23 protein-coding genes are annotated in these 26978 nt (G+C 39.0%); 5 read left to right on the top strand and 18 right to left on the bottom strand.

The annotated features are described in order from the left end of the window. Positions 1 to 12: 12 nt before the first annotated feature. Together A9970_RS06370 and A9970_RS06365 are read left to right on the top strand one after the other, a co-directional pair. Positions 13 to 423 (top strand): OsmC family peroxiredoxin, encoded by a 411-nt coding sequence (locus tag A9970_RS06370; protein ID WP_182981687.1) that lies wholly within the window; start codon positions 13 to 15, stop codon positions 421 to 423. 113 nt (positions 424 to 536) lie between these two features. Then, positions 537 to 974, top strand: a complete 438-nt coding sequence (locus A9970_RS06365) for an FKBP-type peptidyl-prolyl cis-trans isomerase (RefSeq protein WP_153844600.1) — start codon at positions 537 to 539, stop codon at positions 972 to 974. Between the two features lie 68 nt (positions 975 to 1042). Here A9970_RS06365 and A9970_RS06360 read toward each other — a convergent pair whose 3' ends face one another. The 4 genes from A9970_RS06360 to A9970_RS06345 all read right to left on the bottom strand — a co-directional run bounded on the left by A9970_RS06360 (position 1043) and on the right by A9970_RS06345 (position 8154). Further along, positions 1043 to 2215, bottom strand: coding sequence for a lipopolysaccharide assembly protein LapB (locus tag A9970_RS06360; RefSeq protein ID WP_075992766.1), 1173 nt, complete (start codon positions 2213 to 2215; stop codon positions 1043 to 1045). Between the two features lie 2 nt (positions 2216 to 2217). Further along, positions 2218 to 3318 (bottom strand): lipopolysaccharide assembly protein LapB, encoded by a 1101-nt coding sequence (locus tag A9970_RS06355; RefSeq protein WP_153844599.1) that lies wholly within the window; start codon positions 3316 to 3318, stop codon positions 2218 to 2220. A gap of 8 nt (positions 3319 to 3326) precedes the next feature. Beyond that, positions 3327 to 5891 carry a DNA gyrase subunit A gene (gene gyrA / locus A9970_RS06350; protein ID WP_153844598.1) on the bottom strand — a complete coding sequence of 855 codons (2565 nt, stop codon included), beginning with the start codon at positions 5889 to 5891 and terminating at the stop codon, positions 3327 to 3329. Between the two features lie 163 nt (positions 5892 to 6054). Then, entirely contained in the window at positions 6055 to 8154 is a 2100-nt protein-coding gene (locus A9970_RS06345; protein WP_153844597.1) for a cation-translocating P-type ATPase, read from the bottom strand. Between the two features lie 178 nt (positions 8155 to 8332). Here A9970_RS06345 and A9970_RS06340 point away from each other — a divergent pair, with 178 nt between their 5' ends. Continuing rightward, entirely contained in the window at positions 8333 to 9175 is an 843-nt protein-coding gene (locus A9970_RS06340; RefSeq protein WP_159726563.1) for a mechanosensitive ion channel family protein, read from the top strand. Position 9176: 1 nt separating this feature from the next. On the opposite strand, the gene coaA is transcribed toward A9970_RS06340, so the two are convergent. The 6 genes from coaA to lysS all read right to left on the bottom strand — a co-directional run bounded on the left by coaA (position 9177) and on the right by lysS (position 15628). Further along, the gene (gene coaA, locus A9970_RS06335; protein WP_153844595.1) at positions 9177 to 10136 is read right to left on the bottom strand and encodes a type I pantothenate kinase; all 960 of its coding nucleotides are present in this window, start codon (positions 10134 to 10136) and stop codon (positions 9177 to 9179) included. 131 nt (positions 10137 to 10267) lie between these two features. Continuing rightward, entirely contained in the window at positions 10268 to 10669 is a 402-nt protein-coding gene (locus A9970_RS06330; protein WP_182981686.1) for an OsmC family protein, read from the bottom strand. 11 nt (positions 10670 to 10680) lie between these two features. Next, positions 10681 to 11061, bottom strand: a complete 381-nt coding sequence (locus tag A9970_RS06325; protein ID WP_046673562.1) for a methylglyoxal synthase — start codon at positions 11059 to 11061, stop codon at positions 10681 to 10683. 67 nt (positions 11062 to 11128) lie between these two features. Continuing rightward, on the bottom strand, positions 11129 to 12361 hold the full coding sequence (locus tag A9970_RS06320) for a nucleoside recognition domain-containing protein (protein ID WP_153844593.1): 1233 nt from the start codon (positions 12359 to 12361) through the stop codon (positions 11129 to 11131). A gap of 31 nt (positions 12362 to 12392) precedes the next feature. Next, entirely contained in the window at positions 12393 to 13448 is a 1056-nt protein-coding gene (locus A9970_RS06315) for a patatin-like phospholipase family protein (protein WP_153844592.1), read from the bottom strand. Positions 13449 to 13909: 461 nt separating this feature from the next. Further along, complete coding sequence (gene lysS / locus A9970_RS06310) at positions 13910 to 15628, bottom strand: lysine--tRNA ligase (protein WP_153844591.1); 1719 nt, start codon at positions 15626 to 15628, stop codon at positions 13910 to 13912. A 326-nt stretch (positions 15629 to 15954) separates the two neighbouring features. On the opposite strand from lysS, the gene A9970_RS06305 reads away from it, so the two are divergent. Both A9970_RS06305 and A9970_RS06300 read left to right on the top strand, forming a co-directional pair. After that, on the top strand, positions 15955 to 16560 hold the full coding sequence (locus A9970_RS06305; RefSeq protein ID WP_182981685.1) for an RNA polymerase sigma factor: 606 nt from the start codon (positions 15955 to 15957) through the stop codon (positions 16558 to 16560). A gap of 14 nt (positions 16561 to 16574) precedes the next feature. Further along, positions 16575 to 17939: a hypothetical protein gene (locus A9970_RS06300; protein WP_182981684.1), complete on the top strand. Its 1365-nt coding sequence runs from the start codon at positions 16575 to 16577 to the stop codon at positions 17937 to 17939. 80 nt (positions 17940 to 18019) lie between these two features. Here the strand turns inward: A9970_RS06300 and A9970_RS06295 are convergent, their stop codons facing one another. The 8 genes from A9970_RS06295 to A9970_RS06260 all read right to left on the bottom strand — a co-directional run bounded on the left by A9970_RS06295 (position 18020) and on the right by A9970_RS06260 (position 26962). Beyond that, positions 18020 to 18631 carry an HAD family phosphatase gene (locus A9970_RS06295; RefSeq protein WP_153844589.1) on the bottom strand — a complete coding sequence of 204 codons (612 nt, stop codon included), beginning with the start codon at positions 18629 to 18631 and terminating at the stop codon, positions 18020 to 18022. A gap of 133 nt (positions 18632 to 18764) precedes the next feature. Continuing rightward, positions 18765 to 21935 (bottom strand): efflux RND transporter permease subunit, encoded by a 3171-nt coding sequence (locus A9970_RS06290; protein WP_182981683.1) that lies wholly within the window; start codon positions 21933 to 21935, stop codon positions 18765 to 18767. A gap of 38 nt (positions 21936 to 21973) precedes the next feature. Next, on the bottom strand, positions 21974 to 23131 hold the full coding sequence (locus tag A9970_RS06285) for an efflux RND transporter periplasmic adaptor subunit (RefSeq protein WP_075992753.1): 1158 nt from the start codon (positions 23129 to 23131) through the stop codon (positions 21974 to 21976). 26 nt (positions 23132 to 23157) lie between these two features. Next, the gene (locus A9970_RS06280) at positions 23158 to 24483 is read right to left on the bottom strand and encodes a TolC family protein (protein ID WP_153844587.1); all 1326 of its coding nucleotides are present in this window, start codon (positions 24481 to 24483) and stop codon (positions 23158 to 23160) included. Positions 24484 to 24491: 8 nt separating this feature from the next. Continuing rightward, positions 24492 to 25094, bottom strand: a complete 603-nt coding sequence (locus A9970_RS06275; protein WP_075992751.1) for a TetR/AcrR family transcriptional regulator — start codon at positions 25092 to 25094, stop codon at positions 24492 to 24494. Positions 25095 to 25369: 275 nt separating this feature from the next. After that, positions 25370 to 25789 (bottom strand): cytochrome c, encoded by a 420-nt coding sequence (locus A9970_RS06270; RefSeq protein ID WP_153844586.1) that lies wholly within the window; start codon positions 25787 to 25789, stop codon positions 25370 to 25372. A gap of 1 nt (position 25790) precedes the next feature. After that, positions 25791 to 26438, bottom strand: coding sequence for an SCO family protein (locus tag A9970_RS06265; RefSeq protein WP_120334303.1), 648 nt, complete (start codon positions 26436 to 26438; stop codon positions 25791 to 25793). A gap of 101 nt (positions 26439 to 26539) precedes the next feature. Then, a complete protein-coding gene (locus A9970_RS06260; protein ID WP_182981682.1) occupies positions 26540 to 26962 on the bottom strand; it encodes a transposase in 423 nt (140 codons plus the stop codon). Between the last annotated feature and the right edge of the window lie 16 nt (positions 26963 to 26978).

The following is a 26978-nucleotide window of genomic DNA, read 5'->3' as shown; positions in this document are numbered from 1 at the left end:
ATTGTAGAAAACATGAGAAGAAAAGCAACAGCCCAATGGAATGGCAATCTGAAAGAAGGAAAAGGTAGTCTGACTACAGACAGTACAGCGTTGGATCATACGCAATATTCATTTTCAACCCGGTTTGAAAATGGTGTTGGAACAAATCCTGAGGAATTATTGGCAGCAGCACATGCCGGATGTTTTACGATGCAATTGAGCGCTTATCTTTCTGAAGCTGGTTTTGTTCCCGAAGAATTAACAACCGTATCGACAATCGTTTTCGAAAATGGTTCAATTGTACGGTCCGAACTTGAGCTGAAAGGAAAGGTCTCAACGATAACCGAAGCTGAGTTTCAAACAATAGCGCATAAAGCGAAGGAAAACTGTCCTGTGAGTAAAGCGTTCAGTTTCGAGAAAACCTTAGATGCAAAGCTAAGCTGATAAAGGTACTATATTGAACAAAAACTTGGTCTTTTTTCGTAAAAAGGAGAAAAAGCTGTTATTTTGAGGATATCTTAAATAATTAGCAATATTGAATTTTAATCAATTGAGTTTTGGTTCAGAGAAAGAAAAATAAGTTAAGTTTAGCAGCGCTTTCGGAAAAGAATCTGGAGGCGGGAAAGGTCTTCTTGGAAAAGTATGCACAGCAAGAAGGAGCAGTTGTATGTGCATCGGGTTTGCACTATAAGGTATTAACAAAAGGGGCGGGGCAGATTCCCAAAAAGTCTGCGAAGGTTATCTGTCATTATAAAGGTGAGCTTTTAGACGGAACCGTATTCGATAGTTCGTATAAGCGGAAGCGTCCCGAAACTTTTTATATCAATGAACTCATAGTCGGTTGGCAAGAAGCAATTTCAATGATGCCTGTTGGGTCAATCTGGGAAGTGTGTCTTCCACCAAAGCTGGCTTATGGAAAGGAAGAATTGTTACCTCGAAAAGGAGGGGAATGTACGTTGATATTTCAGATTGAGTTGATTGCCATTTTAGCTTAACACAAAAAAGACTTTCATAAAAAAGCCCGCATAACAAGATGCGGGCTTTTTTATGAAAGTTTATTTTTTTATTCTACTTCTTTGATCTTAGCATTGATTTCGGCAGTTTTAGCTTCGTCTTGCATAAAAATATAGTAGTTCTTTAAATTCGTTAAAGCATCTACATTTTTGGGCTGCAAAGAAACTGCTTTCTCTAAGTAAGGAAGCACTGGCTTTAATTCTGCTTTAATCTTATTTAATTCTGCATCATATTGTGCCTGCGTCAATTTTCTGTTATTATTAACAACATTTAATTTTTCACGTGTTTTGTTCATCAACGTGATCGCCAAATTTGTGTTTGCTTCAAAGAAGTTAGGATCGATTTCCAATGCTTTTTTGTATGCTGCAACCGCTGCATCCTCATTTTTCGCTGAAGATTGGGCAATACCTAAGTAATAATTTAAGCTTTTATTGTTTGGATCTTTTGCTAATTGTGCAGTAATGGCATCAATTGTTTCTTTTTCGTGACCTGTAATCAGATTCAATTCGATGTTTTGAGTCATTGCTGCATTGTCATCCGGATAAGCTTCAGCCGCTTTTTTTGCATATTCAAGTGCTGAAGTCGTATCTTGCATAGAGAGGTACAATTTTGGTAGATCGACCATAATCGTTTTATGCGAAGAGAAATCTTTTCTTGGAATTAGTTCTTTATAACGTTCCACAGCATTCTTATAATCTTTGTTAGATAGTGCTGCAACGCCACTGTAATAAGTAACTAATGTATCTCCAGGAAGATAGGTCAATGCTTTTGTAAAGGAACTGTAAGACTCAGCATATTTTTGTGCTTGATATGCTTCTGCACCCAAATTGAAATTATATTGTCCCAGAATTTGTTCCGCAACAGTAATATTCGCTTTATTCGCACCGTCTGTATCCAGCTGTTTTGCTCTGGCAATTCCGTCCTCAGCCAATTTCGCTAATTCAGAAGACTTATCTATTGTTGATAGGTTTGCATTTACCAATGCGTATACTGTCCATGCCTCAGCATTATCTTTTGTTTTGTCATTGACAACAGCTGCGTCAATAGCTTCTTTTGCCGATTTCAAATTGGAGATACCCAATTGAACTGTACCAGCGTCTTTCAATTCTTGGAATTTCGCTAGGGCTGATTTCGCCTTTTTAACATTACCCGTCTGCGCAAAAGAAACTGAGGTAGATACAGTACCTATTGCTGCTAATAATAATAGAGATTTTAAATTCATATCTATTTAACTGTTAATTGATTCAATAATAAATTCACTCTGTCTAATTGTGATGCGTCATCAATAAGCTTATAATATTTAGCCAAAGCTTTAAGCGCATTGACATCATAAGGCTTAATCTCATTTGCCTTCAACAGATACTCGATGGTTAACTCTTGTATATCTTGGTTGGAAGGTTCCTTTAATAAAGTCTCCAGATTGATTAGCCCTAATGCAAGATTAGATTCATAATTATTCGGATCCAATCGCAATACATTGTTATAATATTCTTTCGCTCGTTTTATATCATTGGCATTTTCATAAGAATAGCCCGCAATATAGTTCAGTTCGACATTTTCAGGTTCTAAACGAATGGCATCAGCAATGACATTTAAAATAGCGTCATAAGAATTATTGGCCGAATACACATCAATTAATCTAAAAAGTATCTGTTTATTTTCAGGAAATATAGCATGTCCTTTTTCAAGAACGTTCAAGACATCCTGTTTAGTACCTCCGAGCGAATAAATCTGTGCCAATTCAAGAAAGTAATTAGGCTTTGGATGTTCACTTTTAATGAGTTCGTCATAATATTTGATCGAATTCATATAATCTTTATTCTTGCCAGAGAGTACGGCCAGATTATATTTGAGATCATTATTTTTGAAGCCAAGTGAATCTATTCGAAGGTAAGCTTTATAAGCTTTGTCAAATTTACCATCTTTTAAAGCCAAAGCTCCCTGATAGGAGATGGCTCCAGCAAGATTTTGACGAATATAGTCCATCTCTGCAGGAAAGTTTCGACGTGCTTTTTTTTGATCCAGAAGCTTAAGTGATTTGATGGATACGTCGATAGGATCCATTTTATATGGCTGCTTCCTTGTTGAATCTGCAACTGCCAAGGAGCTATATACCAATGCTCTTAAAAGGTTATTGTTGACAGAAGCTGAATCTTTCTTCGATTGGAAGGAAGCGTCTGCAAACTTTCGCGCATTTTCAAGATTTTTAAACTCGCCAGTTTTGGTATATAAAGCAAAACTGTTGCTGCCCTCCTTCAGATTGGATTGGGCAACAACAGTTAAACTACTTGCAGATATTAACAATGATATCAGTAAGTTTTTCATTAGACTATTTATTCTTCGTTTGAGTCCGTGTTTTCTTCAGAAGTCGAATCGCCATTTTCCGTTGACTCTTCGGTCAGTTCAGACTCTTCTTCAGATTCTTCTTCACGATCGACTTTCGTAATAGAAGCGATCTCGTCGTTATCTTTTAAATTAATGAGTCTTACACCTTGCGTTGCACGTCCCATTACTCTTAATTCTTCCACAGCAATACGGATAACAATACCAGACTTGTTGATGATCATTAAATCTTCGTTGTCTGTAACGCCTTTTATCGCAACGAGTTCGCCTGTCTTATCTGTGACGTTGATTGTTTTCACACCTTTACCACCACGATTCGTTACGCGATAATCCTCGATATCTGTCCGTTTTCCGTATCCTTTTTCAGAAACGACCAACACGGTAGTTTCCGAATCATTCACACTAATCATGCCAATCACTTCGTCACTTTCAGCTCCCAAGGTGATACCACGTACACCTGTTGCCGTTCTGCCCATTGGACGAACCGTAGATTCATTGAAACGAATTGCTCGACCAGAACGGAGAGCCATGACAATTTCACTGCTTCCTGTAGTCAAACAAGCTTCAATTAATTGATCGCCTTCATTAATATTGATGGCATTGATACCGTTTGCTCTTGGACGAGAATAGGCTTCCAAAGACGTCTTCTTAATCGTGCCTTTTTTGGTACACATAATAATGAAGTTGTTTTCCAAATATTCTTGGTCTTTCAAGTTCTTCACCAGGATGAAGGCCTTGATTTTTTCTTCTTTTGGAACATTGATGATATTCTGAAGGGCACGACCTCTAGAAGTACGGCTTCCTTCAGGAATCTCAAATGCACGCAGCCAGAAACAGCGACCTGCCTCTGTAAATAGCAGCATATAATTATGCGCCGAGGCTGTGATGATATGTTCGGTAAAATCTTCTTCGCGTGTGTTTGTGCCAATTGATCCTCGACCTCCGCGGCCCTGGCGTTTGTATTCGGATAATGGTGTACGTTTTACGTAACTATTGTGGGAGATTGTGATAACGATTTCTTCATCATCAATAAAATCTTCCATACGCATATCTTCAGCAGAGTGTACAATCTGAGATCTACGTTCGTCACCGTATTTTTCCTTGATTTCAATCAACTCGTCTTTGATAATTTTCATACGAAGCTCTTCGTCTTCCAATATCGATTTCAAATAGTCAATTGTTTTCATCAATTCAGCATATTCCTCTTTAATCTTATCACGTTCCAGTCCTGTTAGACGACGTAATGTCATATCGAGGATCGCGCGAGCCTGAAGGTCGGACAGGCCAAATTTTTCCATTAATCCAACGCGTGCATCTTCTGGTGTATCCGAATTACGAATCAATTTGATGACTTCATCCAAATGATCTAAGGCAATTAAATACCCTTCTAGAATATGAGCCCGTTTTTCAGCCTCCGCCAGTTCATAGCGTGTACGTCTAACGATTACATCATGTCTATGCTCCACAAATTCATGAATCATATCTTTCAGATTCAACAGTATTGGCCTTCCTTTAACTAAAGCAATGTTGTTTACTGAAAATGAAGTTTGTAGGGCTGTATATTTAAACAAATTGTTTAAAACAACATTTGCATTTGCATCACGTTTGATGTCGTACACAATACGCATACCCGTACGGTCAGATTCATCACGGATGGCAGAGATACCTTCTAATTTCTTTTCGTTAACCAGTTCGGCTGTACGCTCGATCATATTCGCCTTGTTCACCTGATAGGGAATTTCGGTAACAATAATCTGCTCTCTTCCAGACTTGGTTGCTTCTATTTCAGCTTTTGCACGCATAACAATACGGCCACGTCCTGTATTACAAGCATCTTGAACCCCGGCATAGCCGTAGATTAACGCACCTGTAGGGAAGTCTGGACCCTTGATGTGCTGCATCAATTCTGGAACCTCAATATCACGATTATCAATAAAAGCGATTGTACCATCAATAACCTCAGATAGGTTATGTGGAGCCATATTTGTAGCCATACCCACAGCGATCCCCGAAGCTCCGTTTACCAGGAGGTTTGGAATACGCGTAGGAAGGACTGTTGGTTCTTGTAAGGAATCGTCAAAGTTATTTTGGAAATCAACAGTATCTTTGTTGATATCGGATAGCATTTCCTCGGCAATTTTCTTTAATCTTGCCTCAGTATAACGCATCGCCGCAGGTGGATCGCCATCAATGGAACCGTAGTTACCTTGACCATCTACCAAAGGGTAGCGTAAACTCCAATCTTGAGCCATACGAACCATGGTGTCATAAACGGATGAATCACCATGTGGGTGATACTTACCTAATACGTCACCGACGATACGGGCAGACTTTTTGTAAGGCTTGCCACTGGTAACCCCTAAGTCCAGCATACCATAAAGAACACGTCTGTGTACTGGTTTCATGCCATCACGGGCATCAGGAAGTGCTCTTGATACAATGACAGACATGGAATAGTCAATGTAGGCAGACTTCATCTGATCCTCGATGTTGATTGGGATAATCCGGTCGTTTGCCGGAACAAGATTGTTGTCGTTTTCTGTTTCTTCAGCCATATGAATTTGGTTTCAATAAAACTAGTAAGCAAGCCCTCTAAACTGGCTTGCTACGCATGCGAAGTTACAAAAATTTAACCTCAAAAGCGAATGATTTAAGCCCTAATATACACAAAAAAGACAATCTTTTATGGATTGTCTTGGTACTTATGGAGTATCGTTTTTATTTGATTTTTTTAAAGCGGAGCCGAATCGAATTACCTATGACAATTAAGTCTGAAAAGGCCATGCTTAAGGCTGCAAGCATAGGTCCGAGAAAGCCAACAGCGGCAAGCGGTATGGCCACAATATTGTACGCGAAGGCCCAAAATAGATTTTGTTTTATTGTCAATAGGGTATGGTGACCAATCTTTAATAGTTTTTCAATGGATTTGAGATCATTGTTTAATAAAACCACCTTTGCCGATTGAATAGCAATATGTGTCGAATCACCAAGCGAGATGCCAACATCGGCAGCTGCTAATGCCGGAGCGTCATTGATGCCGTCGCCAACCATTGCAGTAGGGCCATTCTTTTTGAGCTTGAACAATATCTCTAGTTTTTCTTCTGGCGACTTATCCCAGTATACATCAGCAATACCAAGCTTTTGTGCTGTGCGTTCACATTTACTTTGTCGATCCCCACTCAAAAGAATAGGGCGTATCCCTTTATCTTTGAGGTATTGGATGAGTTCCTTTGCATAAGGCTTAATCTGATCTTCCAATACAATGCCAGCAATTACAACGCCATTGATTGTTAAGGCAAGATCATAGCGATTGGAGTAATCCTTTTCACCAAGTTTTGCATTACAAATGGAATAGTTATTGCCATTTGTGTCTGTAGCAAATATCCCTTTCCCTTTTATTTCATTGACTTCCTTAAAGATAATGCGGTAAGATTTTATCTCCTTGAGTTGTTTTCGGATCGACTTGGCAATCGGATGACTCGAATAACTCTCCAATTGTGCTATGATCGATTCGACCTGCGATTGTTCAATACCAAAGGTCTGAATCGCTTTGATATTAAAATCGCCAGTTGTTAAGGTGCCCGTTTTGTCAAATACCATCTGTTTAAGATCGGACATCTCCTCAATGGTGCTTCCGCCTTTGATCAGTATTCCTTTTTTTGCAGCTCTTCCCAGACCAACCATAACAGCTGTAGGTGTTGCTAGCCCCATAGCACATGGGCAAGATACTACAAGTGTAGCTATGGCATTCATGAGGGATTGTTGCAGCGGTAATTGTGCAATAAAGTAAGTAATAAAAAAAGTGAAAAACGATATTGTAACAACGATTGGAACGAAATAAGCAGCTACTTTATCACCGAATTTTTGAATAGGCGGCTTTTTACTTTGGGCATCTTTAATTAATTGAATAATTTGATACAGTACACTTTTAGACCCAACTTTGGTCGCCACGATTCTGATATTTCCTTCGGTTAGTAACGTACCACCAATCACTGCATCATATTTGAGTTTTTCAATAGGTACACTTTCTCCGGTTAGCATAGATTCGTCCACCCAAGCCTGTCCTTCCAAAATATCGCCATCAGCAGGTATCTGATTTCCTGAATTTACCTTTAAAATATCACCTGATTTAATTTCTCGGGCTAGTATCTCTACTTCTTGGTCGTCTTCAATTTTAATAGCTGGTATATCTTGATATTTAACCAACTCTTTGATTGCTGATGTGGTTTTGGTAACGGCTCTTTTTTCGAGGACATTCCCCAAAAATACCAATGTTATGATTGTTGCACATGTTTCGTAGAACTGGTAATCATGCCCTAGATTATAATATGTTCCAATGAGGCTATAGCTAAAAGCAGCTGTAGATCCAACAAAGATGAGCACATCCATATTGGGCATTTTGTTCCAGATGGAACGAAATGCGCTGATTCCAAAATAGGAAAAACCAATGATATAAACGGGGACACATAGCGCAAGTTGGATATAGGGATCATGCAGAATGGGTAAGTCCGTAAACATGTGGCTCCACAAAGGTATGGTAAAGATGAGGCAGCAAAGGAACTTAAACTCAATAGATTTCCAAAAGCTAGGCTTCTTATCCTTACCCTCAATAACTTTGTAGCCCAAAGACTCGATACCTTTGACCAGCACAGGTATTTGTTCCAGAGGGATTTCCGAAAATTTCACTTCATCTGAGGCAAAATCGACGTAGATATCCTTAGCGCCGTTGTTTTCTAGGTATTTGTGGATTGAAATAGCACAATTTGCACAATGCATTCCGCTTACGTTAAGTTCAGTTTGCACGTTCGATTCCTTCATTTAATAGCATGTAATGTCTTTAGGCAAAGATAGCTATTTCCTGATAATGCTTTTTACGTAAAGTAAAATTGTTTAGTTTAGCAAGCCTGTTTGTAGCCGTTTTACATGAAATATCGTGAATAGTGAATGGGGAAACATTAAAATTTGACTAGATAGACAACTTAAGCTTGTGTGAAAAATGACAAAACCAATTTCAATTTCTTTTATTGTACGGATTATACTGCTGATTGCACTAACGGCATCATTTGTTCAATTTGAAACCTTTTATATGCAGCGGGAGATCATCCGGAATATGGCTTACGGCTTAAATACTTTTCTAACAGCTAGTGTCCTGATCTCAATTGGTCATTTTATCCTTGTAAAACTATACAACAGTCGAAATGAACAGCAGGTTGTCCGGGGTAATTTTGTGCTCGGAATTACGCGTGTAGCTACAGTAGGCAATGTTTTTTTTATTATTGTCAGCCTAATGATAGCGGTTGGTATTAATCCAAAAGATTTTATCACCAGCATGACAATTGTCGCAATGGCGATTGCTGTAATTTTTAGAGAATATATCACGAATATGATATCCGGTTTAATTATTATGTTTTCGGATCAATTTTCGGTAGGAGATCGCATAAAAATAGGTGAATATCAAGGGAAAATTGTTGACATCACATTGGCCAATCTGGTTGTGCGGGATGAAGATGACGATGCTGTAATGATTCCCAATAATTTGGTGTTTACAGCGACGTTAGTTAATAAGACCTCGCAAAAGTCAAATAAAATTGTTGTAAAGTTTGAATTGCCGATTGATCGCTCTTTTACAGTGGCGGAATTGGAACAGTATTTAAGCCCATTATTTCAGAAAAATCCAAATTTAGATCATTCCCAAGGCTTTACAATTAAGGTCGCCGACATGACCAAAGACTATATCAAGTATAAAGTTGAGGTTAGTGCAATCTCGTCCAGTAACAAAATACATCAACAGGTCCAAAGCAACATATTAAATGAAATCCTGCAGTTCACAAAAATGTAGGTTAAATCTTTCTTACTTTCACATTTTTAACAAAGTGGTGGCTTCCTTTTTCTAAAATGAGATCCGCACGATATCTAGTCGGCAAAATGTTTTTAAGTAGATTGGGCTTATTAATTTCGTTCCAGATATTTACAGCCATGGTATTGCTTTCATCAGCTGTCATATTTGCATATTTATGGAAAAATGAAGCCGGATTTTGAAATGCCGTAGCACGTAGTGACTCAAATCGATTGGTATACCATTCAATAAGATTTTTCTCGCTGGCATGTACATAGATTGAATAATCAAAAAAGTCGGAAACGAATACGCTATGTCCCTTTCGTGGTCGTTGGGAGTTGACTTGCAATACATTTATCCCTTCTACAATGAGGATGTCGGGTTGTTCAATCACTTGTTGCTGTTCGTCTGGCAATACGTCATAGACCAAGTGGCTGTATACTGGCACCGCAATTTTTGGAGCCCCTGATTTCACGGCTGAAAGGAAATGAATCAATCTTTTGGCATCATAGCTTTCAGGAAAACCTTTTCGGTTTAGAATACCACGTTCGATAAGTTGTTGATTCGGGTATAGAAAACCGTCTGTGGTCACCAAATCGACCTTTGGTTTGGATGGGAGTAAACTAAGGACGCGCTGCAAAACCCGGGCTGTAGTACTTTTTCCGACAGCGACCGACCCAGCTATACCGATGATGTAAGGCAATTTGCTCACTTCTTTGCCAAAGAAGCGGTTTGTACGCTGGTGAAGACTTTGGAAACGGTCAATATGAATCTCAAGTAGATGACTTAAGGGAAAGTAGACTTCTTCTATTTCCTGATTTGTCAAGGGTTCATTCAGTGCATGTAGATTTTCCAGGTCTTCGACACTGAAATTGTGCAATACTTTCCCGTTTAAATTTTTCCAGTCTTCACGTTTGATCGATCTAAAAGGCGAGTCTATTGCTATTTGAGGATCCAATTGCATCGTTTGCTTTTTTTTATTACAAATATCTATATTGCAGGACAAGTAAACCTTCGCTATTCGATTCTATCGGCTATTAAGGTCTTTTTTGCGCGGACAAATATAAATAGTGTTATCCGTTATCCCAAGAAACATTACAAATGATTTGAAGTTATTACAATAGGATTTGATAATATTTTATGAACAGGACACTTTTCAGCAATTTTAAACAACCGCTGCTTTTGAACTTCATCTAAATCTCCTTTAAAGCTGATAAAGCATTGTATATAGGTCGTTTGCTGCTGCTCACTTGTTTGCACCTCATAAGATAAACGCACCAATACTTCTTCCAGGGGCCAGCTTTTGCGGTCCGCATACATTTTGACTGTAATAGCTTTGCAGCTCCCTAAAGAGGATAGTAATAATGGAGTAGGGTTTATGCCCTGATCTTCACCGCCTACATCTTCAGGTTCATCAACCGTTATTTGATGCTTACCGTATTGTACCGTAGTTGTATAGGGTATTTTCCCTATTGAAACGATTACTTCATTGTCCATAAGCGATTAAATTATGATTCAACGTCTTCTAATAGTCCTTCAATGATGAGGCTTCCTGTTGCAGGGTTTGTTGCCAAAGGGACATTATAAAGATCACATACACGCATGAGCATTTGAATATCTGGTTCATGTGCATGTTTTCCGAGTGGATCGCGAAAGAAAATAATGCCATCAACTTTTCTTTCGGCGGCTAAAGCTGCGATTTGTGCATCACCACCCATGGGGCCACTCAATTTCAATTCCACAGGCAAGCCTGTCTGTCTAACATAAGAGCCTGTAGTACCAGTGGCAATGATGTTGGCGCGCTCCAATAATTCCTGGTGGTCTTTGACAAATGCGACCATTTCAGGTTTTTTGCCGTCGTGGGCTATTAATGCAATTGTTTTTTTCATCACAATATAATAATTTGTAAATATCGGACACTGTTATAAAGGCAGGCCTTTCTGCAATATACGTATGTTATTTAAAAAATATGTATGAGATAATTATTGCTGCGATTACACCTGCTAATTCCGCTAATAATGCACATGGTAATGCATGCCGTGTACGCTTTATTCCCACTGCACCAAAATATACAGCGAGGACATAAAAAGTAGTTTCCGTTGATCCCTGAATAACACAAGCAACCCTCGCCGCGAAGTCCATTGGCCCCTTGGCATTCATCAAATCGACCATAAGTCCACGTGCACCGGATCCACTGAGCGGTTTCATAAAGGCTACAGGTAAAGCGTCTACAAATGATGTATCTAGACCACATAGCGCGATAGCTTTGGAAATTCCAGCGACCATATAATCCATGGTTCCTGATGCTCTAAATACCGCGATACCAACGAGCATCGCGACGAGATAGGGTATTATTTTTACAGAAACTTCGAAGCCCTCTTTGGCACCTTCTATAAATGAATCGTACACATTTACTTTACGGAAAAGAGCCAAACCTATAAAGGAGGTAAATAAACTAAATAAAATAACATTACCGAATACTTTGCTGAATATTTCGATTTCTGTTTGTTGGAGTCCCGAAAAGTAGTAAAGTAGTCCACCGATAAATAATCCCATTGCTCCCAGGTATCCTAGAATTACACGGTTAAATAAATTGATTTTTTGATAAATGGAAACGAGAATCAATGCCACCAATGTGGAAAAGAAGGTTGCGATTAGAATTGGTAGAAATACATCTGAAGGATCTGGTGCACCAGCTTCCTTCCGATAAGCCATAATTGAAATAGGCAAGAGGGTTAAGCTAGATGCATTGAGCACAATAAACATGATTTGTGCATTGGTAGCTGTTTCCTTATTGGGATTGAGCTCCTGGAGTTCCTTCATGGCTTTAAGTCCTAATGGCGTTGCCGCATTATCTAATCCTAGGGCATTAGCCGAGAAATTCATAAGAATAGAGCCAAGCGCAGGATGATTTTTGGGTATCTCCGGGAATAATTTATGAAAAAAAGGACCCACTATTTTTGCGAAGATATTGATCATACCGCCTTTTTCGCCAATTTTCATAATCCCAAGTGCAAAACTCATCATACCGATTAGTCCTAAAGAGATTTCGGCTCCTGTTTTTGCACTGTCAAAGATTGAATTTACAATTTGCTGAAAGATTTCTGTATCTCCGAAAAAGATTAGTTTTACAAGGGCTACGGCAAATGTGATTAAGAAAAATGCAACCCAAACGTAGTTTAATGCCATATAGATTTAAAATATGCGTAAAAGTAATCTTTTAGAACTTATCCATCAACTGGCTCCATGGATTTTTCTTCTTATTTTGGCTCTTTTCTTTAATGAGATGCGCAACGATATAATCCAATGTATCTTCATGCTCACTGATCATTTTATCGGATAAGGAAATCAACTTCTGTATATTATTGGGCGAGGCTGCGTCTAATGATGCATTTATACTCGATAGATTGGCTGGTTCTATGCGGAGATAATTTTGTTGCTTACCGTTACTTTGAAATAGTTGCCGAATAAAAAATTCGGTACTCTCGGAAGATGCACTTGTCATAATGTCAACTAAAGCGGGACCGATTTGTATAGCAAGTTTCTTCTTAAAATGTTCGTAATTATAAGCTGTTTTTGACATTCCTGTACCTAAGGATACCATAAACATGTCGTTTATCTGCGTGCTGTTAAAAGCCTTTAAAACTTCAAGTAAACCACATATGGAGGGGTTTTGAGCGAACACACCGCCATCGATCAAAGGATATCTTGTTTTTGAAAGGGAGTAGATCTCTGCAACAGGAAAAAATGTGGGTGCAGCGGACGTAGCCTTACAAACATCTTTGAGGTAGAAATCCCTTGCTTCGCCATGCGTAATTGCCTTTTGTTGTCTAAAAAAATGATTCTTCCGTAATTCAATGTTATACGCAGTGATGATACAGGGTTTGATAAGATGGCTCAATCGTGCATTTTGAAAATACTCATCCAAAACGTCTGATAATGTATTTGACGAGTAGAGCTCGCTGACAAGACCAAATCCACCTAAAAAACGCCGCCATTTGGAAGCGTTGAAAATTTCAGTGCCATGATTAACAAATAGATTTAAGGCATCTCGCGCAGAAAATTTCGGATGGGCGGGATTACCTTCTTCCGGATACAAAAGAATGCTAGTCAGAATTCCGCCGCTGCTTGTACCTGCAATAAAGTCAAAGTAGGAGGCAATCCGTGCATTGGGATCCATGGTCTGCTTTTGTAACTTCTCTTCTAGAGCGACGAGAACCATTGCCGGAATGATACCCCGGATACCACCACCATCAAGCGCGAGAATATTCTTCATATGCTAAAAACTGATTTAGTTAACGATATGTAAATATAATAAATGTCTACAATTGGCAGGAGTCATATATTGGTGACAATTGTGTCATATATCCCGTGATTAAAAGCTATTCAATATTTTTCGTAGATCACCTTGGTCAGCATATCACTATCTTCTCACTAGATTCTAGACTAATAGAGAGCTAGCAGTACTTTTATAGGGATATAACAGGGGGTTAACTTGGGTTTACCCCTGTTATACCCCTGTTAACCCCCTGTTAACCCCGAGTAATACCCCTGTTAATATAGAGGCTGATGAGCGGATCATACAAATCTGATAGGATCGGAGATACTACAGAAAGGAATCTCGGGGTTCGTGGGTCGTATTGGATCATTGTAAACATTTTTACAAGATCACTTTAAACAAAAAAAGCTGCCTCAAATTTTATTGAGGCAGCTTTTTTAGCTAGCATAGATGCCGATTTAATTGAACCAAGCAAATACTTCGTCTTTCGTTGGCATATTGATATCTAGTTTCATTTTTTTACGCATACCACCAAGGTCATTAAAAACCTTGTTCGGATTCGCTTCTTTTAAAGCTTCAATGGTTGTAAAGCCCATTTTTTGTAAGGCAGGAACCCAAGCTGCAGGAATACCTTGTTCCTCATAATCTTTCACTTCAGCTACTTTGGCGACTTTTTCAGGTCTCATTTGTGGGAAGAAAAGAACTTCTTGGATTGACGCATTATCGGTCAAGAACATGATTAAACGGTCCATACCGATTCCAAGTCCAGAGGTCGGCGGCATTCCATATTCCAATGAACGAAGGAAATCCTGATCAATAAACATGGCTTCATCATCACCTTTTTCAGAAAGACGTAATTGATCTTCAAATCGTTCACGTTGATCAATTGGATCATTAAGCTCTGAATAGGCATTGGCAATCTCTTTTCCGCAAACCATCAGCTCAAAACGCTCGGTTAAATCAGGATTATCTCTGTGTTTCTTCGTTAAAGGAGACATTTCTTTTGGATAATCTGTAATGAATGTTGGTTGGATGTAGTTTCCTTCACATTTTGCACCAAAAATTTCATCGATCAATTTGCCTTTACCCATGGTTTCGTTTACGTCGATGCCCATTCCTTTGGCAGCAATACGGATTTCGTCTTCAGATTTTCCAGTAATATCAAATCCAGTAAATTCCTTAATGGAATCTGTCATCGATATCCGTTTATACGGTGCTCTAAAGTCAATTTTATGTTCTCCGAAGGTGGCTTCAGTCGTACCGTTTACAGCCAACGCACAATGTTCTAACAGACGTTCTGTAAAGTCCATCATCCAGTTGTAGTCTTTATAGGCTACATAAATTTCCATTGCGGTGAACTCTGGATTGTGGGTACGATCCATTCCTTCATTACGGAAGTTTTTAGAAAATTCGTATACACCATCAAATCCACCAACGATTAGTCTTTTTAAATAAAGCTCGTTGGCGATACGAAGATATAATGGAATATCTAAAGCATTATGGTGTGTAATAAACGGACGTGCTGCAGCACCGCCTGGAATGGATTGCAGGACAGGTGTTTCTACTTCCATATACCCCGCGTCGTTAAAGAACTGACGCATCGCATTGAAAAGCTTTGTACGTTTGATAAATATGTCTTTGTTACTTGGATTTACGATCAAATCTACATAACGCATTCTATAGCGTTGCTCTGGGTCTGTAAAGGCATCAAAAGTTTTACCTTCTGCAGATTTAACGACAGGTAGGGGACGTAGCGATTTGGATAAAACGGTAAGTTCTTCTACGTGTACTGCAATAGCCTCGGTTTGTGTTGTGAAGACATAGCCTTTGATACCAACGATATCTCCGATATCCAATAGCTTTTTGAAAACGACATTGTATAGGTCTTTATTCTCATCAGGACATACATCGTCACGCTTAATATAAGCTTGAATACGTCCGGTAGAGTCTTGAATTTCAAAGAATGAAGCACTACCCATCACACGACGACTCATGATACGTCCAGCAATGGTAATGTTCTTATAATTCAATTTATCTCTATCGTAATTTTCTAAAATATCAGCAGCATGTGCATTGACGACAAATTCGTTTGCTGGAAATGGATCAATTCCCATATCCAACAACGATTGCATCGCTTGTCTTCTAAGTTGTTCCTGTTCGGATAATACAGTACTCATTCGGTATGAATAATATTTAAAATGTGAAAATCACGCAAAAATAGCCATTTTTTTCAATTCTTTTTATGGATTTTTTTTGAAAACGCTGTAGCGAAAGGAAATGGCATTCCGTTATATGGGATAAAAATAGTTAAATAGTGATATTATTACAAGGGGACATTCGACTATTTGATTTTGAGTTTTATAATTTTAATTTCGTTATCTCCTCGAAAAAAACGTTCATAATGAAGGGGAGAATTCGATAGATTGTTTACATAGCATGTGTTATTGATTGCATATGAAAGGCAATTTGTCTAAGTTTGAAACTTAATAATTAAATGGTTTAAGTGGGTATAATTCGGTCATATTTTTATAACAAGAAGCTATCATCTTTACATGATGCCTTAGAGCGTTGCTTGCGCGATCGTGAGGACGGCAAGGCTTTCGTTTATAAGAAGTATTATGGTTATCTCATGGCTATTATTATTCGTTATGTAAAACAGGATGTGGACGCGGAAGAGCTCGTGAATGAAAGCTTTGTTCGGGTATTTCGAAAATTGGAATCATTTAATAGGGATATTGAAGATGAAAATCTCGAAAAATCGTTTAGAGCATGGATAGGACGAATTGCTGCCAATATTTCGATTGATTTTTTACGAAGTAAAAAGCAGTTTTATTCGGTTGAAGATTTGGGAGAAGGGGATATGCATACACCGGCAGTACAATTGGACAGTCGACTGGAGGTCAATGAGATTATGCGTCTGCTCGATCAGCTCCCTGAAATTCAAAAAACTATTTTTAATCTCTATGAAATTGAGGGGTATTCACATGATGAAATTGCCCGGATGCTTAACATACCAGATAGTACGTCAAGGACTTATCTGACTAGAGCGAAACAAAAACTTAGAAAATTATACTTGGATTATACAGGCGTAGTTCAAGAAATAAGATAAATATTGTTGTTACGATGAAAGACAATAAGAAAAAGGAATTGATAGAAGAGATCATTGGACAATTAAAAGACCATGAACTACCTTATAAAGAAGGTTCCTGGGAGAAATTTGCCTCAAATTATGGCGTTTCAGCACATCGTTCCTCTAATTGGAAGTATTGGAGTGCTGCTGCGGCTGTGTTATTGTGTTTTGGTGTAGGATATTGGGGGCTAAAGACGAATGTGGAGACTGATATACCTGCTGTCGTTTTAACACATCTGCCGGAACGCGAAGATGTTTTAGGTGATCATAACGATTTAAAAGAATCGATACAGCGGTCGTTATCGGATGTTACGGGCGATAGGATTGTGAGTGCAGAGGTATTATCGGCGAAGAAGCCCTATACCTATTCTGTGCCAGCGGACCATTCAACTGAAAATTTGGACAATCACCACTTGGTATTGAGTACTGGGCAATTAATGCGGGGCCACGATGTGGCTGTATCAGCCGATTTAAGAAGGCTGCAGTCCATGCAATTGAAAAATAATTCATTTTCAGCGCAGGTTGGTTTAACGGAAAGTGAAGTGGAACGAGTAAGCGCTTCAACAAATACCACTGTGACGAATAGTAGTGCCGTTATTGCTTCGGCCAATTCAGGGTTTATGTCGCCTGTTAATCAAACGCAACGCGATGCTGCAAAACTATCACAATTGTATGCTGCGCAACAAGGGGGGGCAAGGAATAGTGTTGTACACACGAACGTTAACCAAGATAAGAAATGGGAAATGGGCGCTTTTGTATCACCTGCCTCTACGTCAGAAAGTATAACGCTGGGGGGCGGGGTCGCACTAGCCTATAATATTTCGAGTAAGGTAAGTCTTCGCTCAGGAGCTTCCATTCAACATTATGGAGCTGTTTCGGGTAATTCACCCATTACTCCTGCAATGGGATCAAATTCTCTTAATGCAGATGCGCCAAATTATATTTCTCAATCGAATTTGAATAATTCCTTTGCGATGCGGGCAGCAGATGCAAAAGATGCAAAGAGTAATGAACGGGTTTCAGGTAAAATCTTAACAGTTGATATCCCATTGGATGTTAGATACGCGATCAACAAGAATTTCTATACCTCAGTCGGTGTATCCTATGTTGGTGTATTGGATCAGGAACGGGCAACGATCTATGAAACAAATAATACGGAGTACAGACAAAAATCCCAAGACAAAAATGTTGATGATAAAGGTGTGAACGGCTTTATTAATTTTTCAGTTGGTCGGAAACAGAAAGTTGGAAAATTATCCATTTCTGTAGAGCCTTATTATAAAGCTCCAATCGGAAATTTGAAATCATCCGATTTGAACTATAGCAACGGGGGAGTGAAAATAATTACTAGTTTTTAAATAGCATAATGCTATAAAAAAGCCGCAGTAAGCTTGAAGTTTACTGCGGCTTTTTTTTATAGTCTGCAAATCGGGGTTTATTAAATTTCATCAACGCGAACCCAACCCATCCCTGCGGCTTTCGCACCTTCAACTCCGGGGATCCCGTCTTCGTAGACCAGGCATCTTTCCGGAGCAATATTCAATTGAGCAGCTGCCAAAAGAAAGGGTTGTGGTGAAGGTTTTCCCTCCGCTGTATCTCCAGCACAAACCAGTGTTTCCAAATCATCCCACACACCAATGGTGGTTAAGGTCATGGATAAGGTTGTTCTGGTTCCTCCTGAAACGGCAGCGATATGTTTTTTACCTTTCTGATATTTTAGATGCTCAACAACGTAATCTACAGGCTTAGTCTTGAAGACATATTCGTCTCGAAAAATGGTAGACTTTAGTGTGGAAAATTCTTGATAATCGAAATCTACCCCATAGCGTTTGCTGATTTCCTCTGCAACAGCAACAGTGGGCCATCCGGCAGTTTCATCAATCAAATTGACGTCCAACTCGACCCCGTATTGTTGAGCTGCGGCCTTATACGATTGCTTGTGTGCGTCCATATTATCTGCCAGGGTACCATCGACATCAAATAATAGCGCGTCATAGGATTCGGCAAGAAGGTTTAGTAATTCAAATTTTCGTTGTGATTCAGGTGACATATACTTTTAATAGTGAGCGGTAAAAATAAAAAAATATAATTGGACGAGCAAAAAAGAAGCCCTTCCTTTGTTACAAGGAAAGGCTTCTTGCTGTTAGCTCCGTGTGGATTTTTACAACGGAGACAGCGTATAATTAGTGTGAACTTAAATTTTTCGCTTTCTCTTCATCGAAATTAGCTTCTAATTCAGCCAATTTTTTCTTACCGTATGCCATACGTGTAATCACAACGAATAGCACGGGAACGATAAAGATCGCTAGGAGTGTGGCTGCAGTCATACCACCAAATACCGTCCAACCGATTGTTTGGCGAGAAATTGCTCCAGCTCCATGGGATAACATCAATGGAATAATCCCCAAGATGAAGGCAAAGGAAGTCATGATAATTGGGCGTAAACGCAATTTTACAGCATCTAATGTCGCTTCATAAAGGTTCATCCCGATATCAACCCGTTCCTTAGCAAACTCTACGATTAGAATCGCATTCTTAGCAGCAAGTCCAATGATGGTGACCAGACCAATCTGTGCATAGATGTTATTATCCAATGTAGGGATTAATGTTAGGGTTAATATAGCCCCAAATACACCTAGTGGTACAGATAACAAAATGGAGAAAGGTACAGACCAACTTTCGTATAAGGCAGCCAATAGTAAGAATACAAATAGGATACACAAAGCAAAAATTTGAATGGTCTTTGACCCGGATTGCATCTCTTGAAGAGATAGACCGGAGAACTGATAGTCAAAACCTTCTGGTAATGTTTGTGCAGCCACTTCTTGCAAAGCTTTCAATGCATCTCCTGATGAGAAACCGGGAGCCGAACTACCATTGATCTCGATACTTCTAAAGATATTGTAGTGGTTGATGATTGAAGGCATTGTCATTAATTCATACTTGACCAGTGTACCCATCGGTACAGGGTTCCCTGAAACATTGTTGACATACAATTTGTTGATGTCTTCAATATTCATACGGTACGGAATATCAGCTTGTGTCACGACACGGTAGCTACGACCATACTTTGTAAAGTCATTGACATAGCTACTTCCCAAATAGGATGATATTGTCGAATAAATACTTGAGATAGGTACCCCCATACGTTTTGCCTGTTCACGATTGACTTCCAATTTGTAGTTTGGAGAATTGGTATTAAACATCGTGTAGGCCATTCCAATTTCTGGACGTTGGTTGGCAGCCATCAAGAATTTACCTACTGTTGCTTCGAAATCTTTGATATTTACAGTTTGTAAATCCTGTACCTGCATAGAGAAACCACCAGATGTACCTAGACCCGGAATTGCCGGTGGTGTTACCGCCAATACCCTTGCTTTGGTATAACCCATGTATTTACCCATAATCATTCCCGCGATATCGTTTGCAGTACGTGTACGGGTTTCCCAAGGCTTAAGAGAAACGAACACTGTTGCACCATTGGATTTAAACGCGCGGTTTAGGATATTGATACCAGAAATTGCGGTAACATACTTGATTTCAGGGAAAGTCTTGTGTAGATCGGCTTCAATCTCTTTAAGGACTTCATTTGTACGTGCAGAAGAAGAACCTTCAGGTAAAGTAATACCTGCAAAAAATGCACCACCATCTTCCGAAGGAATAAATCCTGTCGGTTTGGTTGTAAACATCCAACCTGTTCCGATAAAAATACACAACAGAATGATCAATACCAGTGGTGCTTTTTTGATCGCTTGTTTTACACCATTGGAGTATCTGATGGTCACCTTTTCAAACCATACATTAAATTTGTAGAAAAATTTATTCAAACCTTTGGCACCTTCATGTACTGCTGTTGGTTTTAATAAAATCGAACATAATGCTGGAGTTAACGAAAGTGCAATAAATGCCGACAACATAACGGACACAGCGATCGTGATGGCAAATTGTTGGTACAATTTACCGACCATTCCAGGGATAAAACCTACGGGAACGAATACGGCAGCCAAAATTAATGCAATTGCAATAACCGGAGCGGTGATATCGCCCATGGCGCGACGTGTCGCTTCTTTAGCATCCAGTTTATAATGGTCGATATAATGCTGGACAGCTTCCACCACAACGATGGCATCATCCACCACAATACCGATGGCCAATACAAAGGCGAGCATGGTCAGGTTGTTGACCGAAAAGCCAAACATCAGGAAGAAGATGAATGTACCAATAATGGATACCGGAATTGCCAATACGGGGATTAATGTTGCCCTCCAGCTTTGAAGGAAGAAAAATACCACCACTGTTACCAGGATCAATGCTTCAACTAGGGTATGGATAACCGAAGAAATTGAGGCATTTACTACCGAAACTGTCTCGTAACTGATTGTATAATCTACATCAGTTGGAAAAGATTTCTTTAATTTTTCTAAAGCAGCGACGATACCGTCTGCAGACTCTACAGCGTTTCCTCCCGGGGTCTGGTTAATCATCATCGCAGATGAGGTCATACCATTTACCGTAGATGATGTACCATAATTAAATTGACCTAATTCAACACGTGCAACATCCTTTAAAAGTACGATAGATCCATCTTTGTTGGTTTTTACAACGATGTTTTCAAAGTCTTCCGGATTTGAAAGGTCACTATCGGTAATGATTGGATATTCAAATACTGTCGAAGACTCTTGCGGACGTCCACCAACACTACCACCAGGTATACGGGAGTTTTGTTCCGCAATTGCTGTTGATACATCGGCCGGAGTCATGCTTAGATTAGCTAATTTGTTTGCGTCTAGCCATACACGCATTGAAAACGGCTGCCCAAAAGCGGTTACGTCACCGACACCTTTCACACGTAAGAGCGCGTCTTTAATGTATAAGTTGTTGTAATTGGCCAAGAAATTTTCATCTCTCGTTCCTTTTGGTGAAGTTAAGGCAACCAACATCAGGATATCGTTATTGGCTTTACGGGTCGTAATTCCCAGACGTCTCACAGCTTCGGGAAGGGCTGGTTCAGCGATTCCCACGCGGTTTTGTACGTCTAAGGTCGCAATATCGATATCCGTACCTACTTCAAATGTCACCGTAATTGTTGCTTGACCATTTGACGTACTATTGGACGACATATAAATCATGCCAGGTGTACCATTGATCTGACTCTCGATAAGAGTTGTCACGGTTTGTTCAACCGTCTGTGCATCAGCTCCGGTGTAATTGGCCGTAACCGTTACTGTTGGAGGTGCAATAGAAGGATACTGGCTAATTGGCAACGTGGATACTGCAATGATCCCGATAATTGAAATCAATATCGAAATAACGATTGCGGTAACTGGCCTCTTAATAAATACTTCTGAAATCATTCTATATCTTTTAGATTCTCTTTAAAAAATTAATGGTGTTATTTTCCTTGAGGTGCTCCTTTCGCAGCCTGTTGGGCAGCGACAGCAGCATCAACTACTTTAACTCCATTTTGGACATTCATGGTACCGTCGACGATAATCTTTTCACCGTCTTTGACACCTTCTTTAATCACAATTTTATCACCAGCTTTAATACCCAATTTTACTTGACGTATTTCGGCTTTACTGCTATCATTCACAGCATAGAGGTTAAATACCCCGAGCTGTTCAAAGACAGCTTTGTAAGGCACAACAACTTCTTCTGTAGCCGAGGTTGTTGATACATTCATCGTAATATTCATACCAGCCCGCAATTCGTTGGCATTGTTCGGGAAAGTAGCGCGCACTTTGATTGTTCCGGTAGCAGGGTCAACTGCGCGGTCAATGGTTGTGATCGTTCCTTTTCCTTCATAAGTACTTCCATTTGGCAATAAAAGAGAAAGGTCCGAAGATGAATGGCTGCTTTGCAATTGGGTAAATTTGGCAATATCCTTTTCGTTTACCTGAAACTCAACAGCAATTGGGCTGGTTGAAGACAAAGTATTCAATAGGGTTGTACCTGGGTTAACCAAGGCTCCCAAACGTACCTGTGATATCCCTACAGTACCACTGAAAGGAGCGCGAATCGTCGAACGTGATAAGTTTGTATTTGCAGTGACCAATGCCGCACGAGCCGACTCTACCTGTGCCTGAGAAGCCGCTACATTTGATACTGCATTGTCAAAAACCTGCTTTGCAATCGCATCTTTATCGGCCAATGTTTGGTAACGTGCTAAATCTCTTTTTTGTCGGTCCAAATCAGTTTGTGCGACCTGTAAGCTTGCTTTAGCTTGTTGGACAGCTGCGTTGTAGCGCGTTCCATCAATTTCATAAAGAGCTTGTCCTGCGGAAACTACTGCACCGTCAGAAACATATATTTTTGTGATATAGCCGCTTACTTCCGCATATAGATCTGCTTCGTTCAACGGTTTGACTGTTGCTGGATAACTGATTGTACCTGTAACAGTCTCATGTGATGCGACACCAAAGCTGACAGGGACAACTTTTTCAGCCTGAGCCTGTGCTGCACCTTGCTTTTTTGCATCTTTATTTCCACAAGAGGTCCATACTAATGCCGTCCCAAGGAAGAAAGCGAATAATAATTGTCTTTTATTCATGATTTGTATTAGTTTCCGTTTATTGATTAATTTGTGTGGATTGCCCCAACTGCTTTCTGAACATCCAATTTACTTGATAATAGCGCGTAAAGAGAGTTCAAATAATTGAGCTGTGTTGTTTTGAGATCAGTCTCTGCTGTCATTAAATCGAGGTAAGTTTTGATACCTTCGTCATATTGAAGTTTGATTGTCTCGTATACTTCTTTGGAGAGATCCACATTTTCTTTAGCTGTTTTCCAGTCATTTAAATTCGCATTATAGGTTGCCTTTGCCAACGAATATTCTGTGTTAATGCTGTTTTCTAAATTTTTGATGTCCCAGTCAATTCTTTCTTCCTGCAATCTGGATTTATTGATTTGTTTTTTACGTTTAAATCCGTCGAAAATTGAAAAAGAAACATTTAGGCCAGCTACTGAACCCGGGAAATTGTCGGAATAAAGCTTACTGAATTTATCATTTCTATAGTTGAATGCGTAATTATAAAAAGCACTTACGCTCGGTAAATATGTCCATTTATAATACTGTGTGCTCAACTGTTGAATCTTTTTCGATGTTTCCAATTGTTGGAATTCAATTCGATTAGAGATAGTCATTCCTGCAGTTGTATCAAGTAGAATCTCTGATTCCATACTGCTATTATCAAATGAAAGCGTCAAATTTTTGCTTTTATCCAAAGCTAGCAATTGTTTAAGGTATTCGTATTTATATTTACGAAGCTCAACCGTTCTTTTCTCGTCCGCATTCGAATTTGCCAAAGCAATTTGCGCTCTCTTATAGTCGGTTTTATCAACTAAACCCACATCATATTGTGACTTTGCATCTTTCAATTGTTTTTGGAGGCGAGCGATATTTTCGCGTACAATCTTGATTTGCTCTTCCGAGGTCAGGATGTCATAATAAGCTTTACTTACCTCTACAACAGCTGTTATTTTTTTGTTCTCCGTATTTTGTTTATTACCGAGACGTACGAGCTCAGCGGCTTTTTTCGCTTGCATTAGCTCAGGATTGAGGATCTGTTGGTCTGCTTGAAGCGTTAAGGCACTCGCATTGTTCTGCCCCATTTTGATATTATTTCCGCCAATATTTGCTAATGGAACAATGACATTATAATTATAACTTCCTTTTAGACCCAATTGTGGGTACCAACCTGAAAGGGAGATGTCGATATCTTTTTCACCGATGGCCTCGTCCAATTGTGCTTGTTTTACAGAGATTTGATTACGTAAGGCGTAATCAATCAGCTGCTGAAGTGTTGCATTTGCCGGCAAGTTTTCAGATTGCTGTTGTGCAAATCCTGTATTACTCAAAAGCGACAGGGCCGCCAAGGAATAAACGATTTTATTAAACTTCATATATGTAATTAATTATTTTTTTCTCTATTAATAGCTCCATCCCAAATAATCCCAATTAAATCTTCTACATTCTGTTCAGAGAATTTGAGATCTTTAAATTTGATACTGTGAACAGTCGATAAGGCTACACCAATATAACTGGCCACCAAAAGATGGACGTCTACCTGTTTCAATATTTTTCGATCAATGCCTTCCTGTAAAAAATCAACTACTTTATTTTGTCCACCTACAGGTTCTTGTATCTCAGCTTTGTTTTTCTCGTAATAAGGAGACGAAAAAAACTGTTCAAAAAAACTGAAGATATGCCCATTTTCTAAATAGAACTTGACAAAGTTGCGCCAGATATGAATAAAGGAATCTTTATAATCGAAATCATCTTTTATACCATCAAAAATATAATCATTCAGTAATGTTCTACAATGTTTGAACAGTGCAAAGATTAGGTCATCTTTTGATGGAAAATAATGGTAGATAGTTCCTATTGCTACATCAGAATCTTGTGCGATTTTGCTCATCGGCGTTCCATGGAAGCCGTTTGTTTGTATAAGTTTTAGTGTGCTGGCAAGTACTGCCGCAATTTTTTCATTGGAATTCATCAATCGAACGTTCATTCGGTTGCAAAATTAACGATTAATTTGGATCCAAAATGTCAGAATATTGTTATAAATCAATAAATATAAAACGATTTGAATCAATAATACAATAAGGAAAAAAAGGTGAAATTGTTTTCAACTTTTTATTTTTTTTGATGGATGGAGGGGAGGTACCATCAAGAAGGTCAAGGTTGTAGCGTGGGTTTCGCTAGCAAATTGGCCTGAAGATCTTTATTAAAGGAGGTGGAGCGGTGCATAGAAAAAGCGTTGGTTTTATAAAACCAACACTTTTTCTATTTACAGTTTTTTAAATTTTTCTCCACTTCTTCCAGAGGATATAGATTCTTCCCTTTATTGATCTTGGTATTGATATATGTTAATACATAAGCGATATCAATTGCGGAAAGATTTGAAGCGGGCATGGTATTATTAAACTTTTTGCCTGCTACTTCAAGTTCTCCTGAAGTCCCGTTCTTGATAATGCAAGCAAGATCTTGACGATGGGTTTGCAGAAAGGTGGTATCGGTTAGGGGAGGATAGAGATTCCCCAATCCTTCACCTTTCTCTCCGTGGCAATTTTGGCAATGTGTCCGGTATACCTTTTGACCATTAACAGCATATTGTGCCGTTTTGATATCGACTTCATGCTGACAGCCTATCAAGATGGATAGAATAACCCCGATCGTTATACCTGTTGTTAAGAGAATGCGCATGTTATTTTTTAGCCCCACTCAAGAGTAAAGGTAAATCGTTCATCAATTTTTTTACTTGCTCATCGTTTGTGCCGTCGTAGGCACCCCGAATTCTTTTATCCTTGTCTATTAAGACAAGGTACCCTTGATGATCGTAACCTCCAGGTGCATTTTTATCTTCAGCGGTATAAACCAGGTATTGATTGGCTAGACCATATATTTCTGCTTTAGTCCCCGAAACAAATTGCCAGTGATTATTGGTTACGCCCAATTTATTGGCATAATCTTTCAGTACGTAGGGTTGATCGTATTTAAAGTCTATACTATGGGACAGGAAACGAACTTCTTCATTATCCTTATATTGCTGGTATATCTTTAATAGGTTGCGATTCATCGTCGGACAGATACTTGGACAATGGGTAAAGAAGAAGTTGGCGATATATACTTTACCCTCAAAATCTTTGTCTGAAATCATTGTACTATCCTGATTGAGCAGTTTAAAAGGCGGAATAGTATGATAGACTGTATCTACGATTTGTTTTCCATCAACTGTTTTTTCTACAGCTTCTCTTTCGCCATAGATGGGTAAGCTTGTCTGGCTATTGTTTTTACAGGAAAATAAACCGAGTAAAAGGCCAGTTGCGCAGTAAAATTTAGTTATGGATCTCATGTGTTTAATAGTTTTGTTTGTTAAGCTTGATCCCATCTTTTTGATTAACAATTTAATGTTACTTGCAAAATTGGAGGGCTTAGTTATTTGAATTTTTAGATTTAAAAATTCTTTAATTTGTCTTGGCTTTCTTTAGAAACACTATCAAATATCTTTTTCATATCACTTACTTTTTGAAGCTCTGTTTCAAAATATTTAACATCTGTTGAATCGGGGTTATATCCTTTCATCCAGTCCATCATATGGTCTGTAGCGCTTTCTAAATTAGCTTTCAATGTACCTAGCTCTTTTCTTGTTAAATTGGTATCTAAATCAGCCTTAGCTGTTTTTAGGTTTTTTAAATTTGCCAAAATGGAATCTATCTTAACAGCATCGCGGTCGAAATGAGCGATTTGAGGCATGATTTCATCATGTATCTTAATTGTTGAATCTTGCAAGGCTTTTGCACCTGTTGCACCATTTCCCTGAGTTCCACATGCCGCTATTGCCAAGGATGCGATAGCTACAAACGCGATTTTATTCATGTTTCTTATTTTTTGG

The organism is Sphingobacterium sp. UME9, from assembly GCF_014170215.1.
Taxonomy (GTDB): Bacteria; Bacteroidota; Bacteroidia; order Sphingobacteriales; family Sphingobacteriaceae; genus Sphingobacterium; species Sphingobacterium paramultivorum.
The sequence above is the reverse complement of the archived record's forward strand: the minus strand, read 5'-3'. Positions and strand labels throughout refer to the sequence as shown.